This is a genomic window from Burkholderia sp. Ac-20365 (genome assembly GCF_017104715.1).
GTDB lineage: Bacteria > Pseudomonadota > Gammaproteobacteria > Burkholderiales > Burkholderiaceae > Paraburkholderia.
In genome coordinates this window covers 1-15,714 of the sequence record NZ_JAAGPI010000028.1, presented here as the reverse complement: position 1 = coordinate 15,714, position 15,714 = coordinate 1, and the positions used below count along the sequence as shown (strand labels likewise).

Annotated in this window: 12 protein-coding genes; 4 read left to right on the top strand and 8 right to left on the bottom strand. The window is 61.1% G+C overall.

Annotation, left to right across the window (positions count from 1 at the left end; genetic code table 11):
- Window positions 1-59 precede the first annotated feature (59 nt).
- Both G3O01_RS32605 and G3O01_RS32600 read right to left on the bottom strand, forming a co-directional pair.
- The gene (locus G3O01_RS32605) at window positions 60-1,058 is read right to left on the bottom strand and encodes a transketolase family protein (RefSeq protein ID WP_205811102.1); all 999 of its coding nucleotides are present in this window, start codon (window positions 1,056-1,058) and stop codon (window positions 60-62) included.
- Window positions 1,055-1,900, bottom strand: a complete 846-nt coding sequence (locus G3O01_RS32600) for a transketolase (protein WP_205811101.1) — start codon at window positions 1,898-1,900, stop codon at window positions 1,055-1,057. The genes G3O01_RS32605 and G3O01_RS32600 overlap by 4 nt, the downstream gene beginning before the upstream one ends.
- Window positions 1,901-2,102: 202 nt before the next feature.
- On the opposite strand from G3O01_RS32600, the gene gcvA reads away from it, so the two are divergent.
- Window positions 2,103-2,990 (top strand): transcriptional regulator GcvA, encoded by an 888-nt coding sequence (gene gcvA / locus G3O01_RS32595; RefSeq protein ID WP_205811100.1) that lies wholly within the window; start codon window positions 2,103-2,105, stop codon window positions 2,988-2,990.
- Between the two features lie 836 nt (window positions 2,991-3,826).
- Here the strand turns inward: gcvA and kdgD are convergent.
- From kdgD to garL, 5 genes are all read right to left on the bottom strand, one after another.
- Complete coding sequence (gene kdgD, locus G3O01_RS32590) at window positions 3,827-4,744, bottom strand: 5-dehydro-4-deoxyglucarate dehydratase (RefSeq protein WP_205811099.1); 918 nt, start codon at window positions 4,742-4,744, stop codon at window positions 3,827-3,829.
- 83 nt (window positions 4,745-4,827) lie between these two features.
- A complete protein-coding gene (gudD, locus tag G3O01_RS32585) occupies window positions 4,828-6,177 on the bottom strand; it encodes a glucarate dehydratase (protein WP_205811098.1) in 1,350 nt (449 codons plus the stop codon).
- A gap of 93 nt (window positions 6,178-6,270) precedes the next feature.
- A complete protein-coding gene (locus G3O01_RS32580) occupies window positions 6,271-7,332 on the bottom strand; it encodes a beta-propeller fold lactonase family protein (protein ID WP_205811097.1) in 1,062 nt (353 codons plus the stop codon).
- Window positions 7,329-8,222 carry a 2-hydroxy-3-oxopropionate reductase gene (locus G3O01_RS32575; protein WP_205811096.1) on the bottom strand — a complete coding sequence of 298 codons (894 nt, stop codon included), beginning with the start codon at window positions 8,220-8,222 and terminating at the stop codon, window positions 7,329-7,331. The genes G3O01_RS32580 and G3O01_RS32575 overlap by 4 nt, the downstream gene beginning before the upstream one ends.
- A gap of 45 nt (window positions 8,223-8,267) precedes the next feature.
- Window positions 8,268-9,053 carry a 2-dehydro-3-deoxyglucarate aldolase gene (gene garL, locus G3O01_RS32570; RefSeq protein WP_205811095.1) on the bottom strand — a complete coding sequence of 262 codons (786 nt, stop codon included), beginning with the start codon at window positions 9,051-9,053 and terminating at the stop codon, window positions 8,268-8,270.
- Window positions 9,054-9,282: 229 nt separating this feature from the next.
- Here garL and G3O01_RS32565 point away from each other — a divergent pair, with 229 nt between their 5' ends.
- On the top strand, window positions 9,283-10,866 hold the full coding sequence (locus G3O01_RS32565; protein ID WP_205811094.1) for an aldehyde dehydrogenase (NADP(+)): 1,584 nt from the start codon (window positions 9,283-9,285) through the stop codon (window positions 10,864-10,866).
- 72 nt (window positions 10,867-10,938) lie between these two features.
- Here G3O01_RS32565 and G3O01_RS32560 read toward each other — a convergent pair whose 3' ends face one another.
- Window positions 10,939-11,700 carry a FadR/GntR family transcriptional regulator gene (locus tag G3O01_RS32560; RefSeq protein ID WP_205811093.1) on the bottom strand — a complete coding sequence of 254 codons (762 nt, stop codon included), beginning with the start codon at window positions 11,698-11,700 and terminating at the stop codon, window positions 10,939-10,941.
- 503 nt (window positions 11,701-12,203) lie between these two features.
- On the opposite strand from G3O01_RS32560, the gene G3O01_RS32555 reads away from it, so the two are divergent.
- Window positions 12,204-13,355, top strand: a complete 1,152-nt coding sequence (locus tag G3O01_RS32555; protein ID WP_205811092.1) for a porin — start codon at window positions 12,204-12,206, stop codon at window positions 13,353-13,355.
- Window positions 13,356-14,258: 903 nt separating this feature from the next.
- Window positions 14,259-15,422 (top strand): GGDEF domain-containing protein, encoded by a 1,164-nt coding sequence (locus G3O01_RS32550; RefSeq protein ID WP_205811091.1) that lies wholly within the window; start codon window positions 14,259-14,261, stop codon window positions 15,420-15,422.
- Window positions 15,423-15,714 lie beyond the last annotated feature (292 nt).

The following is a 15,714-nucleotide window of genomic DNA, read 5'->3' as shown; positions in this document are numbered from 1 at the left end:
CTCCTGATAATGGATTTTTGAGTAAGGGTTATGGCGTGGCAATCGGGTGTTACAGGGTCTTAGCCCAGCCAGCCTTTGATGGTGTCGCACATGGCTTCAGTAGAGATGCCGTAGCGGTCATGCAAGGTGGGCAGCGCGCCGGCATCGAGAAACTCGTCGGGCAGCGCGATCTGCCGGAACGGCGGCGTGACGCCGGCGCCGAGCAGCGTGCGCGCCACCGCCTCGCCGAGTCCGCCGATCACCGTATGGTTTTCCGCGACGATCACCATGCGGCCTGTGCGCTTCGCTTCACGCAGGATCGTCGCCGTATCGAGTGGCTTGATGGTCGGCACGTGCAGCACACCGACGCCGATGTTGTCCGCCTCCAGCGCTTTTGCGACTTCGAGCGAGCGCATCGTCATCAGGCCGGATGAAATCAGCAGCACTTCATCGCCGTCGCGCAGCAGCTTCGCTTTGCCGAGTTCGAACTTGTAGTCGTATTCGTCGAGCACGGCGGGCACGTTGCCGCGCAAGAGACGCGCGTAGACAGGGCCTTTGTGCGCGGCGATGGCGGGCACCATCTGCTCGATGTCGAGCGCGTCGCACGGGTCGATTACCGTCATGTTCGGCATGGCGCGCATCAGTGCGATGTCTTCGGCGGCCTGATGGCTTGGACCGTAGCCTGTCGTGAGACCCGGCAGCGCGGCGACGATCTTCACGTCGAGGTTGTCTTCGGCGATCGTCTGATGGATGAAGTCATAGGCGCGGCGCGTGGCGAACACGGCATACGTCGTGACGAACGGCTGTGCGCCTTCATGCGCGAAACCGGCTGCTGCGCCCATCAGCAGTTGCTCGGCCATGCCCATCTGATAGTAGCGGTCAGGAAATTCCTTTCCGAAGATATGCAGGTCGGTGTACTTGCCGAGGTCGGCTGTCATGCCGATCACGTTGGTCTTCGTGCGCGCCAGTTCGGCGAGCGCGTGGCCGAACGGCGCCGAACGCGTGATCTGGCCTTCGCCTGCAATCGACGCGATCATGGCCGATGTCTTCAGACGCGGCTTCTTGAGGACGGTGCTCATGCTTGCCTCCCGGCGTCGAGTGCTTCGAGCGCGAGTTTCCATTCGTGCGCATCGACGCGGATAAAGTGGTTCTTCTCGCGTTCTTCGAGAAACGGCACGCCGCAGCCCATCTTCGTATCGCACACGATGATGCGCGGCTGCGGCTTGTCGTGGTTTCGGGCGTTATCGAATGCGCGTGTGACGGCTTCGATGTCGTTGCCGTCGACGCGTTGCGTGTACCAGCCGAACGCTTCCAGTTTTTCGACGAGCGGCTCGAAGGCCATGATCTGCGTCGACGGGCCGTCGGCCTGCTGGTTGTTCACATCGACGATCGCGATCAGGTTGTCGAGCTTCCAGTGCGCGGCCGACATGATGCCTTCCCAGATCGCGCCTTCGTCGAGTTCGCCGTCGGAAAAGAGCGTGTACACGAAGGCGTCAGAGTTCTTGCGCTTGAGGCCCAGGCACCGGCCGACGGCAATCGTCAAACCCTGGCCGAGTGAGCCGCCTGACATTTCCATGCCGGGCGTGTAGCTCGCCATGCCGGACATGGGCAGGCGGCTGTCGTCGCTGCCGTAGGTTTCGAGTTCGTCGGCGGGCAGGATGCCGGCTTCGAAGAGGGCGGCGTACAGCGCAATCGCGTAGTGACCGTTGGACAGCAGGAAGCGGTCGCGGCCTTCCCATTCGGGGTCTTCTGGCTGATAGCGCATCGCGCCGAAGTAGGCGACGGCCAGTACGTCGGCAATGTCGAGCGCCTGGCCGATATAGCCCTGGCCCTGTACTTCGCCCATCAGCAGCGCGTTGCGGCGGATGCGGTAGGCGTGCTCCGCGAGTTGGGCGGTGCGCCCGGCTTCGCTCGTATTCACGCGTGTCTCCTTCTTGCAGCGCCTGGCTCGATGAGGCCGGGCGTCCGGTGATTCATGGCGGGATACTTCGTGCTGCTCGCGGCTCCGGGTAATCCCTTGCTTCCGTGTGTGCTGCGAGTGAGACAAGCGTATCGGCTTGAAAGCATTGGCTCAAACGAATTAAAGTGGCTTATCGTTGAATTGAATTCATCTGGATACTGCGATGCACAATCGGGTCACACTCAAGTCGATACAGGCATTCGAGGCGGCGGCGCGGCTCTCGTCGTTCGCGCTCGCAGCAGACGAACTGTTCGTGACGCCTTCCGCGATCAGCCATCAGATCAAGCTGCTGGAGGACCAGTTGAGCGTGCGGCTGTTTCATCGCGTGCATCGCGCGGTGATCCTGACTGACACGGGGCGGCAATATGCAGAGGAAATCGGCGCGGCGTTTGCGCGGATCGACAAGGCGACGCGGGATATCGGCCGCGTCGAGAAGAGCGACATCCTGACGGTGCATGCGACGCCGAGCATCGCGACGCAGTGGCTGATGCCGAGATTGGCGCGCTTTAGTGCGATGCATCCGGATATCGATGTGCGGTTGAATGCTTCTTCGGCGCCTGTCGATCTGATCAAGGAGGCGGTCGATATCGATATCCGTTATGGCGCGCGGCGTTTGCAGCCGGCGGGGACGATGGTGCTGGATTTGCCTTTGGAGACGATTGTGCCGTTGTGTTCGCCCCGGCTTGCTGAGGGCGAGTTTCCGATTCGGTCTGTTGCGGATTTACGGAATCACACGCTGATTCATAGCGAAGGGTGTCTTGTCGGCTGGCGGGATTGGATGCGGTTGCATCGGAAGGTCGTGCTGGATATTACTCGCGGGCCGCGGTTTGATCGGTCGTTTATGGCGATTAGTGCGGCCGTTGATGGGCTTGGCGTTTGTCTCGAGAGTTTGCTGCTCGCGCAGCGGGAGCTTAAGGCTGGTGTTTTGGTTGCTCCGCTAGGGTTGGATGGGTTGCGCGTGAATGGTTACACCATGAATTTGCTTAAGTCCCGGGCGGATTTGCCTAAGGTTAAGAGTTTTCAGGATTGGATTTTTGGGGAATTGGGGTAAGGGTTTGGTTTTTTGGTTTTTGTCTTGCGACGCTTTGTTCGGTTTGCTTTTGCTGTCCTGGCATCCGCGTGGCGCTGGTTTTGGTTTTTTATGGATGTGCGCTGGCATCCGCGTTTTGTTATTGGTTCTTCACGCGTTGCCCCTGTGCGGGGCGGCACTTACTTTCTTTGCCGCCGCAAAGAAAGTAAGCAAAGAAAGCGGGCTAACACCGCCCGTTCTTGACCGCTGCCTGAGGGACCCCAACCGTTCCTCCACTTCACACGGCGTTCTGCCATTTAATGCCCGTTGCCAACGCTTCGAATGGGCGCCTCACCCACTTCAATCACCCGTAGCACAGCCAGCGGCAGCGAATGGTTGATGCCGCCCAGGTGGCAAACTGTGTGTAGGTCGTAGTGCTCCACGCGTCAGCGTTTCTACGACACCGATCGTGCTTTTCAGTCCGGAGTGATGCGTGTACGCCGCGAAAGCCTACACACAGTTTGCCGCTATAGAACGTGGGCGATTTGATCGCGCGTGTGGCGACGCGGGAGTGTGAAGCGGGTGAGGCGCCGATTCAGGGAGTTGGCAACGGGCATTGAATGGCAGGTTGCCGTTTGAAGCGGAGGACACGTTGGGGGCCCTCAGGCGGGAACAAGAACTGGCGGTGTTCAGCGGCTTTCTTTTGCCTACTTTTCTTTGCCGCGGCAAAGAAAAGTAGGTGCCGCCCCGCACAGGGGCGACGCATGGAGCACGAAGGCAAAACGCGGATGCCAGCACAAACGCGGGCAAACCAAACCAGCGCCGCGTAGACACAAGCGAAAACCAAACCACCCCAGCGTCGCAGACAAAAAAACCCCTTACTGCGCTCCAAGCTTCCTGATCAGAGCATCCAGCAACCCCAACTCTTCTTCATTCAAATCAGTAAGCGGCGCCCGCACAGGCCCAGCATCATGCCCAACGAGCTTGGCGCCAGCCTTAACAATACTGACTGCATATCCCTGACGACGATTCCGAATCGCCAGATACGGCAAAAAGAACTCATCCAGCAGCTTGCCAGTCGTGACATGATCATCCGCCGCAATCGCGCGATAAAACTCCATCGCCGTCTTAGGAATGAAATTGAACACGGCAGAAGAATAAACCGGCACACCCAACGCCTTATACGCGGCAGCATAAACTTCAGCCGTCGGCAGACCACCCAGATAAGAGAACCGGTCGCCCATGCGACGACGAATCGTCACCATGCTCTCGATATCGCCCACACCGTCCTTGAAGCCGATCAGGTTCGGGCACTTGTCCGCAAGACGCTCGAGCGAATCGGCATTGAGCTTCGAATTAGCGCGGTTATAGACGATCACGCCCATGTTCTTCACCGCCTTGCACACCTGCTCGACGTGCGCTGCAACGCCTTCCTGCGATGCCTCCGTCAGATAGTGCGGCATCAGCAATACGCCATGCGCGCCGTTACGCTCGGCTTCCTGCGCGTATTCGATCGCAACGCGCGTCGGGCCGCCCGCGCCCGCAAGAATCGGTACCTTACCCTTGCAGGTTTCCGTCGCCGTACGAATGACATTGGAGTACTCCGACTTCGTCAGCGAGAAGAACTCGCCCGTGCCGCCTGCAGCAAAGAGAGCCGTCGCGCCGTACGGTGCAAGCCATTCGAGACGTGCAGCATAAGTGTCGGGACGGAAGTCGCCGTTGCTGTCGAAGTCGGTGACGGGGAACGACAGAAGGCCTTCGGAAACGATCGCTTTGAGTTCTTGTGGCGTGGTCATGATGGTGTTCGCGTTGAAATGTCAGTCAGTGTTGGCGGCCACGTGGGCCGCATCGTTCAAAAGTCGAGAGGTTGTTCGATCGATCAGCGCACGAGGCAAGGGCGCTTGTTGTCGAACTTCCAGTTCGGGATCAGGTACTGCATCGCGACGCCGTCGTCACGTGCGCCGAGACCGTGCTGCTGATACAGCGCATGCGCCTTTTCGATTGCGTCCATGTCGAGTTCGACGCCAAGGCCCGGCTTCGCAGGCACCTTCACCTTGCCGCCGACAATCTTCAGCGGGTCGCGCGTCAGATGCTGGCCGTCCTGCCAGATCCAGTGCGTGTCGATTGCGGTGATCTTGCCCGGCGCGGCGGCCGCGACGTGCGTGAACATCGCCAGCGAAACGTCGAAGTGATTGTTCGAGTGCGAGCCCCACGTCAGACCCCAGTCGTTGCACATCTGCGCGACACGCACCGAGCCCTGCATTGTCCAGAAGTGCGGGTCGGCAAGCGGAATGTCGACCGATTGCAGCTGGATTGCGTGGCCCATCTGGCGCCAGTCCGTCGCGATCATGTTGGTCGCCGTGGGCAGACCCGTCGCGCGGCGGAACTCGGCCATCACTTCGCGGCCCGAGTAGCCGTTCTCCGCGCCGCACGGATCTTCCGCATAGGCGAGCACGTCGTGCTGGTCGCGGCACAGGCGGATCGCTTCGGCAAGCGACCAGGCGCCGTTCGGGTCGAGCGTCACGCGCGCTTCCGGGAAGCGTTCGGCGAGTGCCGTCACCGCTTCGATTTCGGCATCGCCGGCGAGCACGCCGCCTTTCAGCTTGAAGTCGTTGAAGCCGTAACGCGCTTGCGCAGCTTCAGCAAGGCGCACGACGGTTTCGGGCGTCAGCGCTTCTTCGGTGCGCAGACGCTCCCAGTCGTCGCGGCCTTCGGCGCCGCTCGCATACTGCAAATCCGTTTTCTTGCGATCGCCGATGTAGAACAGATAGCCGAGCATTTCGACTTCGTCGCGTTGCTGGCCTTCGCCGAGCAGCGCGGCTACGGGCACGCCAAGGTGCTGGCCGAGCAGATCGAGGAAGGCGGCTTCGAGCGCCGTCACGGCATGGATCGTCGTGCGCAGATCGAAGGTCTGCAGGCCGCGGCCGCCCGCATCGCGATCCGCGAACTGTTTGCGCACGGTGTTGAGCACCGCCTGCAGATTGCCGATCGACTGGCCGACCACGAACGGGCGCGCGTCGTCGATGGTCTTGCGGATGTTCTCGCCGCCCGGCACTTCGCCAACGCCGGTATTACCCGCGCTGTCGCGCAGAATCACGATATTGCGCGTAAAGAACGGGCCGTGCGCGCCGCTCAGGTTCATCAGCATGCTGTCGCGGCCGGCGACGGGAACCACGCGCAATTCGGTGACTTTGGGAGCGCCTTGGGTCTGGGATGCAATCGTAGACATGTGAGTCGGTCCTGGGTTGGGTGCCCATAAGTGGCCCTGGGATGGGCCTGTGAAAATCAGTGCAATTCGATGAGTGTCGCGTGCTGCGAACGGCTAGGTCTGCGTGACGATCTCGACCCAGTTCGCGCCGTGTCCGCCTTCGCAGCGCGATACGGCGGAGAGGGCGCCGGAGCTGGCGTCGATCTCGTACACGACGACCTGCGTGGACCGCTCGCCACACGCCACCAGGAAACGGCCCGTCGGGTCGATCCTGAAGCCCCGCGGTTGCGCTTCTGTTTCCGTGAAGCCTGCGTAATCGAGCGAGCCTTCGTCGTTCACGCGATAAGTGATCAACTGGCTCGACGTGCGCTCGGCAACGTAGATGAAGCGCCCGTCGGGCGTCATCTGCAGGTCGGCGGCCCAGACAAGCTTTGCGGCCGTGGCCGGGTCGATCTGAGCGGTGCGCGGGCAGCCATCGTTCAGATGCGCGAGCGACGGTGCGCGCGGCGCGACGCTGCGGGCCGATAGCGCGCCCGTTTCGCTATCGCGTGAGAAGACGGCGACCGTCGCGCGAAATTCGCTCGACACATACAGCGTTTTTTCATCGGGCGAGAAGCGCAGATGACGCGGGCCGAAGCCCGGTTCCACCGGCACTTTCTGAACGGGTTCGAGCGTCGTATCGTCTGCGTCGCGCGCGATTGCGAAACAGAACACCGTGTCGGAACCGAGCGAGGTTGCATACGCAAAGCGTCCGTCCGACGATGCGATCACGGCGTGCGCATGCTGAATGCCCTCGATGACCTGACGCGGTTTTGCTTCAGCGTTCTGCAATGCGGCGGCGCGATACAGACTCACGCACGACTCGCCATACGACGCGCCGAGCAGCCAGTCATCCGAAGGTGTCAGCGATACATACGCGAAACTCGGTTCAATCGACGCGGTGTGAAGATGCGCAAGATGGCCCGTGTGCGAATCGACCGAATACGTGACGATGCTGCGCTGTGCACCGCGCGTGGCGGCGTGCAATGTGCGCTGGTCGGCGGAGAGCGCGAGCGGCATCACCGTGTCGCCCGCTGGATGGCGCGCAATGCGTTCGATGCCGCCCGTCGCGCCCTCGACACGAAACACGGCGAGATCGCCGTCCACCGCGTTCGAAACGATCGCGAAAAACGTCATTTCTGCTGCTGCCCGATTTCGTGATCGGCGAGATATTCGAGCGCGCGAACCATGCCCGAATGATCCCAACCCTTGCCGCCGTGCGCGGCACATGCGTTGAACAGCGCCTGGCAGGTTGCCGTATTCGGCAGCGAAACGCCGAGCGATTGCGCGGTGGAAAGCGCAAGGTTCAAATCTTTCTGATGCAGTTCGATACGGAAGCCCGGATCGAACGTGCGCTTCGTCATGCGCTCGCCATGCACTTCGAGAATGCGCGACGATGCGAAGCCGCCCATCAATGCCTTGCGTACCTTCTCGGCGTCGACACCCGCTTTCGATGCAAGCAGCAGCGCTTCGCCGACGGCTTCGATCGTCGCGGCGACGATCACCTGGTTCGCGACCTTGCAGATCTGGCCCGCGCCCACTTCGCCGATCAGCGACACGTTCTTGCCCATCATGTCGAAGAGCGGCTTGACCTTGTCGAACGTGCCTTGCGCGCCACCGACCATGATGGTCAGCGATGCCGCTTTCGCGCCCACTTCGCCGCCCGAAACAGGCGCATCGAGATAATCCGCGCCTTTCTCGCGCACGCGGGCTGCGAACTCGCGCGTGGCGATGGGGGAAATCGAGCTCATGTCGACGACGATCTGCCCCGCGCGCAGCTTGCTGGCGACGCCGTTTTCGCCGAACAGCACGCGTTCGACGTCGGGCGTGTCGGGCACCATGATGAAGATCACATCCGCTTTGGCCGCGACGTCGGCAGGACTTGCGCATGACGTCACGCCCGCTTGCGTCAGCTCGTCAGGCACGCCGCTGCGCGTGAAGGCCGAGAGTTCGACGCCGTTCTTGCGGAGATTGGCGGCCATGGGCTTGCCCATGATGCCGAGTCCGATGAAGCCTGCTGTTTGCATTCGCTACTCCAGTGTGTGATGTGTGGTGACGTCCGTTTGCGCGGCTCAGGCGGGCATGAAGTGCTGACGCACGCCCAGCGCGCCGCTACGCAACAGGCCCATGTCCGCGCAGACGGAAACCAGCGTGCAGCCCATGCCGAGATAACGGTCGGCGTCCTGCTGCACGTGCGCGAGGATGCCGGACGGCTTGCCCGCCGCTTTTGCTCGCGCAAAGACATGCGCGATGGCCTGCTGAACGTCGGCGTGACCGGCATTGCCCAGGTGGCCGTATGCAGCAGCGAGATCCGATGGGCCGATAAAGACGCCATCCACGCCTTCGACCGCAAGGATGTCGTCGATCGCGGCCACCGCCGCGCGGCTCTCGATCTGCACGATGACGCAGATGTTGTCGTTGACCACCTGCAGGTAGTCTGTCACCGAACCATACCGGTTGCCACGATGCCCCACCGACACCCCGCGAATGCCATGCGGCGGGTAGCGCGTTGCAGCCACGGCGCGGCGCGCATCGTCGGCGCTGTCGACGAACGGAATCAGCAAGTTGAAGAAGCCCGCGTCGAGCATGCGCTTGATGATGACGTTGTCGTTGGCCGGCGGGCGCACGATGGGCGCCGAGCGGCTGTCCTTCAGTGCCATCAGCTGCGGTATCAGCGTGAGTTCGTCGTTCGGCGCGTGCTCGGCGTCGAGCAGGATCCAGTCGAAGCCCACACCGCCGAGCAGTTCGGTCGTGATCGGGCTGGCCAGCGAAGCCCAGCAGCCGATCAGGCGATCGCCGTTTTTGACAGCGGCGCGAAAGCCGTTCGGCAGCGGTTGATACGGTGACGACAAGGCCATCTTGATCTCCTTGGGGCAGGGCGATGCCTGCCCGGCAAAGTGCGTCTTGCGAAACATGGTATGTCATAGGACGTCCGAACACAAGATACGTTGTCAGTTGACCGGGAGGTAGGCTGGTAAACCCTGACCCATTACGGCTTGGGCCTGCTGGCGTATGGTTCGGATTGCGTTGGCTGACAGATGTGTTGTACGATGACCGACGTTAACCGTGAAATGGAGAAGAGACATCGTGCAATTGACAGGCGACATGCTGATCGGGCGGCAAGCGGTCCGTGGTACGGACAGGGCGCTGCGCGCATTCAATCCATCGACGGGCGCGGAGATCGACTCGCCCGTGTTCGGCAGCGGTACGGTCGAAAACGTCGCGCGTGCGTGTGAACTGGCCGCGCAGGCTTTCGACGCCTACCGGCAGCTCCCGCTCGCGACGCGTGCGGAATTTCTCGAACGGATCGCGGACGGCATCACCGCGCTCGGCGACGCGCTGATCGAGCGCGCGCACGCCGAGTCCGGGCTGCCGAAAGCGCGTCTCGAAGGCGAGCGCGGACGTACCACGGGTCAGTTGAAGCTGTTCGCGAGCGAAGTACGCGCGGGCCAGTGGCTGTCGGCTACGCTCGATTCGCCGTTGCCTGAGCGCAAGCCGCTGCCGCGTTCGGATCTGCGCATGCAGAAGATTCCGGTGGGGCCGGTGGCGGTGTTCGGCGCGAGCAATTTCCCGCTCGCGTTTTCGGTGGCGGGCGGCGATACGGCGGCAGCGTTCGCCGCGGGATGCCCCGTCGTCGTCAAGGCGCATCGCGCGCACCTCGGCACGTCGGAGATGGTCGGGCGCGTCATTCAGCGCGTCGCGGCCGAGATGAATCTGCCCGAAGGCGTGTTTTCGATGATCGTCGGCGCGGGCGCAACGGTCGGCGAGGCGCTCGTCGCGCATCCGGCCATCAAGGCAGTCGGCTTCACGGGTTCGCGCGCGGGCGGCACGTCGCTGATGCGGGTTGCGGCGAACCGGCCCGAGCCGATTCCCGTCTACGCGGAAATGAGCAGCATCAATCCTGTGTTTGCGTTGCCTGTTGCGCTCGCCGCGCGTGGCGAAGCAATTGCGCGCGGATTCGTCGATTCGCTCGCGCTCGGCGCAGGTCAGTTCTGTACGAACCCTGGCTTGGTGATCGGTATCGACGGTCCTGAGTTGCGTGCCTTCGAGCAAGCCGCGTCGCAGGCGCTCAACCAGAAGCCCGCGCAGACGATGCTGACGTCAGGCATTCACGCCGCCTATCAGGAAGGCGAGGCAAGGCTTGCGGCTATCGAAGGCGTACAAGCCGTCGCACATGGTCTCGAAGCGACGGGACCGACGCAGGCATGCGCGGCGCTGTTCGTTACCGATGCCGCTGTTTTCCTGAAGAAGTCCGAGCTGGAAGACGAGGTGTTCGGTCCTGTCTCCACCATCGTGCGATGCAGGGACGTGCAGGAACTGCTTGCCGTGGCTGAACATTTCGAAGGGCAGTTGACGGCGACGCTCGCCATGGACCGCGACGACGTGCAACTGGCGAAGAAGCTGGTGCCGATTCTGGAACGCAAGGCGGGGCGCCTGCTCGTCAATGGTTTTCCGACGGGCGTCGAGGTGTGTCACGCGATGGTGCACGGCGGACCGTTCCCGGCTACGGCGGATAGCCGCGTGACGTCGGTCGGATCCACGTCGATCGATCGCTTTCTGCGTCCCGTGTGTTACCAGGACTTTCCGGCAGAGCTGTTGCCCGAGGCGCTGGCCGACGACAATCCGCTCGCACTCTGGCGACGTCGCGATGGGCATATGGTCAACGCGTGATGATCTGACTACGTTACCGGTGTAATGAAAAAGCGGCCACATGGCCGCTTTTTGTTTTGTCCGGTTCGCGCCTCAAGGCGTGCGCGTCGCGGCCGCTTCCTCTGCCTGCGCGCTCGCGCGGCGCAAGCGTTCGCGGCTGCTGGACAGATGCATGCGCATTGCGGCGCGCGCACCATCGGGATCCTTACGCGCGATTGCATCGAGAATATTCTCGTGCTCGAGATTGACGCGCGCCATATATGCGTTCAGATCGCTTTGCGCGAGCGACGGCGAATCCACGCGATGGCGCGGAATCAGCGCCGTGCCCAGTTGCGAGAGGATATCGACGAAATAACGGTTGCCCGTCGCGGTCGCAATGGAAATATGAAAGCGCAGATCGGCGGCCGTGCTGTCGCCGCCTGCGCGGCTGGTTGTTTCGACGGCGTCCAGTGCCGCGCGAATCTTCGCGATGTCGCGTTCGCTCGCGCGCTGTGCCGCGAGCCCCGCGCATTCCGTCTCGAGGCTGATACGCAATTCGAGTACCGACAGCACGTCGTTCAACGTGGTGGCTGGCACCATTTCGAGGCCGAGCGGTTCGCGCCGCGGTTCCAGCACGAAACTGCCGATGCCGTGACGCGTCTCGAGCACGCCATTGGCCTGCAGGCGCGAAATGGCTTCGCGCACGACAGTGCGGCTCACGCCGAGCAAGGACATCAACGTCGTTTCAGTCGGCAGTTGATCGCCCGGTTTGAGCGCGTGCGAAGCGACCTGCTCATTGACATAAGCGACGACCTGATCAGCAAGGCTCCCGCGTGCCCGCCTTGGGGTCGAACCTGGTGCTGCAGACGCGGCCATGTAACGCTCCTGGGATTTTCAAGATTTGCCTTCATTATACGTTGTCCTACAACGAAAAGCCGAGGCTGGCGCACGATCGTGCCACCATCTCAGACGCGTGGCTAAAGCTCGGAACGGGGCGATGGTCGACCGATCTTCCAGCTTGTCGGACATCGCATCGCGCATATGTCGCGCACATGAGTGATAGCACTTGTGCGCGGTATCTATCACGTTATTCGCGGCAAGAAAGAAAGATTGGGAAACGCGCAATCGCGCCGCATTCGTTGACGCCAAAAATCGTGTCACCTAGATTGGCGCCTGTCTGGAATTCGCTTCATATTCTCTATTCCACGCAGATGAATATTGATTTCAGACTTCGGCTATGTGTATTCACATAGCCTTTTTTGCTTCTATAAACATAGGATCGCTAACTAGTTGTATATAACCAACAAGTAATTTATCTATTTTTCGGCACTTGTATTCTCGCGGCGCAATACATTTTTAAACGAGTGATAGAGGAACAGATGAAGAGAACTACCATTGCGGCTGTAGCAGTGACACTGGGCACGATGACGGCTGCGGCTCACGCGCAGAACAGCGTCACGCTCTACGGGCTTATCGATGCAGGCGTCGGCTACGTGCACAACGCAGACTCGAACAAGAACCTGACGGGCATGATCAACGGCAATCTCAGCGGCGACCGCTGGGGCCTGAAGGGCAGTGAGGATCTTGGCGGCGGTCTGAAGACGATCTTCGCATTGGAAAGCGGCTTCGACGTCGGCACGGGCAAGATGGGTCAGGGTTCGCGCCTGTTCGGCCGCCAGGCTTACGTTGGCTTCCAGGGCGACAAGTGGGGCACCGTCACGGTGGGCCGTCAATACGATCCGATCACGGACACGGTTCAAGGCGTGACCGCCGATAACTACTTCGGCTCCACGTTCGCAACGCCGGGCGACGTCGACAACAACGACAACAGCGCGCGCGTGTCGAACGCAGTCAAGTACGTGTCGCCGAGTTACGCGGGCTTCCAGTTCGAAGGCCTGTATGCATTCAGCGGCGTGGCTGGCCAGGCGGGCCAGGGTTACACGTATAGCGGCGCGGCGACGTATTCGATCGGCAATCTGTCGCTGGCGGCAGGCTATCTGCGCGCCACGAACGATTCCGCGACGGGCGCACGCACGAGCTGGGCGAGCAGCACGACGGATTCGATTTTCGACAGCCGCATCAACGACGGCTACGCGAGCGCGAAGTCGGTGAGCATTGCGCAGGTGGGCGGCCAGTACGTGCTCGGTTCCCTGACGATGGGTGCGTCGTACAGCAACACGCAGCTGAAGGCGGATGCGAGCTCGAGCTTCTCGACGACCGAGAAGTACAACAGCGGCAAGGCATTCCTCGCCTATCAGGCAACGCCTGCTTTGATCGCGGGTGTGGGTTACGCGTATACGGCTGCTTCGGGCGATACGTCGGCGCATTATCATCAGGTCAGCCTGGGCGCGGATTACAACCTGTCCAAGCGCACCGATCTTTACGCTGTCGCGGCTTATCAGCATGCGAGTGGCACGCAGCGTCTGTCGGATGGCACGACGCAGGCAGCGCAGGCATCGATCGGCTCGTATGGGTATAACGGGACGAGTACGCAAGAGATTGCTATTGTTGGCATTCGTCATAAGTTCTAATAGCGTGTCTGTTTGATGCGGGGCCCCGCATGTTGGTTTTTTTTGCATGCGGGTGGTTCGCTTTGTTTTGTTTTGTTTTGCTTTGTTTTGTTTTTTGTTGGCATCCGCGATTTGTTATCGGTCGTTAACGCGTCGCCCCTGTGCGGGGCGGCACCTACTTTTCTTTGCCGCGGCAAAGAAAAGTAGGCAAAAGAAAGCCGCTGAACACCGCCCGTTCTTGACCACTGCCTGAGGGCCCCCAACGGTTCCTCTCCTTCAGGCGGCGTCGCTCTTCTCAATGCCCGCTGCTAACGCTTCGGCTAAACGCCTCACCCACTTCACACTCCCGCGTCGCCGCATGCGCGATCAAATCGCCCACGTTCTATAGCGGCAAACTGTGTGTAGGTTGTCGCGCCATACACGCACCACTCCGGACTGAAAAGCACCATCGGTGTCGTAGGAGCGCTGAGGTGTGGAGTACTACGACGTACACGCAGTTTGCCACCTGGGCGGCCGTTATCATTCGCTGCCGCTGGCTGCGCTACGGGTGATTGAAGTGGGTGAGGCGCCGGTTCAAGCCGCTGGCAACGGGCATTGAACGGAGCGGTTGGCGTGTGAAGTGGAGGAACTGTTGGGGGCCCTCAGGCGGAGGTCAAGAACGGGCGGTGTTAGCCCGCTTTCTTTGCTTACTTTCTTTGCGGCGGCAAAGAAAGTAAGTGCCGCCCCGCACAGGGGCAACGCGTGAAGCACCGATAACAAAATGCGGATGCCAGCAAAAACACAAGCAGACCACACCAAAGCACCGCGAACCCAAACCCAAACCCAAACCACAAAAAAACCCAACCGCGCACCCCCATCGCACTAAGGTATATTGCGAGGCTACCCGCACGGGACCACAAGCACCGTGCCCGCCTCCGGAACCGTATGCCAGCCTTCGATCTTCGCACCGTCATTCTGATGTCGTCAGTCATGCCCGGCTTGATGGCGCTCGTGATGTTTTCGTTGGGGCGCGGTTTTCCCGCGAACATTCGCGGTGTCGGACATTGGGCGTCGGGTGCTCTCGTCGTGTCGTTGTCGGCAATTCTGCTCGCGCTGCGCGGCGGTATCGCCGACTGGCTTTCGATTGTCGTCGCGAACGTCGGTCTGATTCTCGGCACGGGTCTGTGGCTGATCGGCAGTCAGATGTTCTTCGGGTTGCGTCCGTCGCGGCGTTTCATCGCGCTGCTGCTCGTCGTCGGTACGATCGCGATGAGCTGGATGACGTGGGTGCATTCATCGGCGGGCGGACGCACGCTGTGCATGTCCGCGATGCTCACGGTAACGTTCGGCTTGAACAGCCTCACGATGCTGCGCTTCGGCAAAAGCAGCAATACGGCACTCTTCGTCGGCTCGATGCAACTGGTGCAGACCGTCGCGACGGCGGCGCGCGGCGTGTCGATGTTCATGCCGTCGTGGGCGAGTACCGGGCTGTTCGCTCCCGATCTCGTCCAGAAGATCTACCTGACGACGGGTGCGCTAATGTCGCTCACCGTGACGGTCGGTTTGCTGCTCGTCGCCATGGAACGCCTGCGCAACCAGCTCGAGCAGCAATCGTTCATGGACCCGCTGACGGGTCTGCTCAACCGCCGCGCATTTCTGAGTGTGCATCAGCAGGAGCGCGATAGAACGCTTCGTACGGGTGGACTGCTGTCGTTTCTGCTGATTGATCTCGATCATTTCAAACGGGTGAACGACACCTATGGGCACGCAACCGGCGACCGCATCCTGACTGACTTCGCGAAACGCGTCGCCGATATGCTGCCGGAATCTGGCCACGTCGCGCGCTGGGGCGGCGAAGAATTTGCAGTGCTGCTGCCGCGCGCGCATCCCGACGAAGCGCGCGATCATGCCGAACGCATTCGCGAGCGCATCACACAGAAAGACGACGCGACGCTGCCGGGCTACACCTGCAGCATTGGCGTGTCGTGTATGGCCGCAAGCGAAGCAACCATCGAGCAACTCACAAGAGATGCCGACGAGGCGCTGTATAACGCGAAACGCAGTGGCCGCAACTGCGTCTGCGTCAGCGACCATGTGATTCTGCTCTGACGCGTTCAATCCGAGTGCGGGGTAGACGGCTGGGTAGCCGCAATCGGCGGTTATCCTTCATGCATTGGAATTGTGAAACGCCGATTAACGTTTGATTATCAACGCAATCCGGAGATGATTGCCGTTCAATCGAATTGTTAAATCCTATGCGTGCGTTCAGGGTGTTTTTTGCCGATATGCAATGGGCATCCATTTAATCCGGCAATTACGACCTGATACAAACTGCCTTTAAAATCCGATTGCGATTGCCGTCTTCATTTCTGTATTATCGCGCGGTAGCGCGTGGGCGCAA

What these genes read in the sequence shown, in the direction of transcription:
- G3O01_RS32605 (WP_205811102.1), bottom strand. Translation starts at nt 1,058, where the DNA reads ATGAGCACCGTCCTCAAGAAGCCGCGTCTGAAGACATCGGCCATGATC.
- gcvA (WP_205811100.1), top strand. Translation starts at nt 2,103, where the DNA reads ATGCACAATCGGGTCACACTCAAGTCGATACAGGCATTCGAGGCGGCG.
- kdgD (WP_205811099.1), bottom strand. Translation starts at nt 4,744, where the DNA reads ATGACCACGCCACAAGAACTCAAAGCGATCGTTTCCGAAGGCCTTCTG.
- gudD (WP_205811098.1), bottom strand. Translation starts at nt 6,177, where the DNA reads ATGTCTACGATTGCATCCCAGACCCAAGGCGCTCCCAAAGTCACCGAA.
- G3O01_RS32580 (WP_205811097.1), bottom strand. Translation starts at nt 7,332, where the DNA reads ATGACGTTTTTCGCGATCGTTTCGAACGCGGTGGACGGCGATCTCGCC.
- G3O01_RS32575 (WP_205811096.1), bottom strand. Translation starts at nt 8,222, where the DNA reads ATGCAAACAGCAGGCTTCATCGGACTCGGCATCATGGGCAAGCCCATG.
- garL (WP_205811095.1), bottom strand. Translation starts at nt 9,053, where the DNA reads ATGGCCTTGTCGTCACCGTATCAACCGCTGCCGAACGGCTTTCGCGCC.
- G3O01_RS32560 (WP_205811093.1), bottom strand. Translation starts at nt 11,700, where the DNA reads ATGGCCGCGTCTGCAGCACCAGGTTCGACCCCAAGGCGGGCACGCGGG.
- G3O01_RS32555 (WP_205811092.1), top strand. Translation starts at nt 12,204, where the DNA reads ATGAAGAGAACTACCATTGCGGCTGTAGCAGTGACACTGGGCACGATG.
- G3O01_RS32550 (WP_205811091.1), top strand. Translation starts at nt 14,259, where the DNA reads ATGCCAGCCTTCGATCTTCGCACCGTCATTCTGATGTCGTCAGTCATG.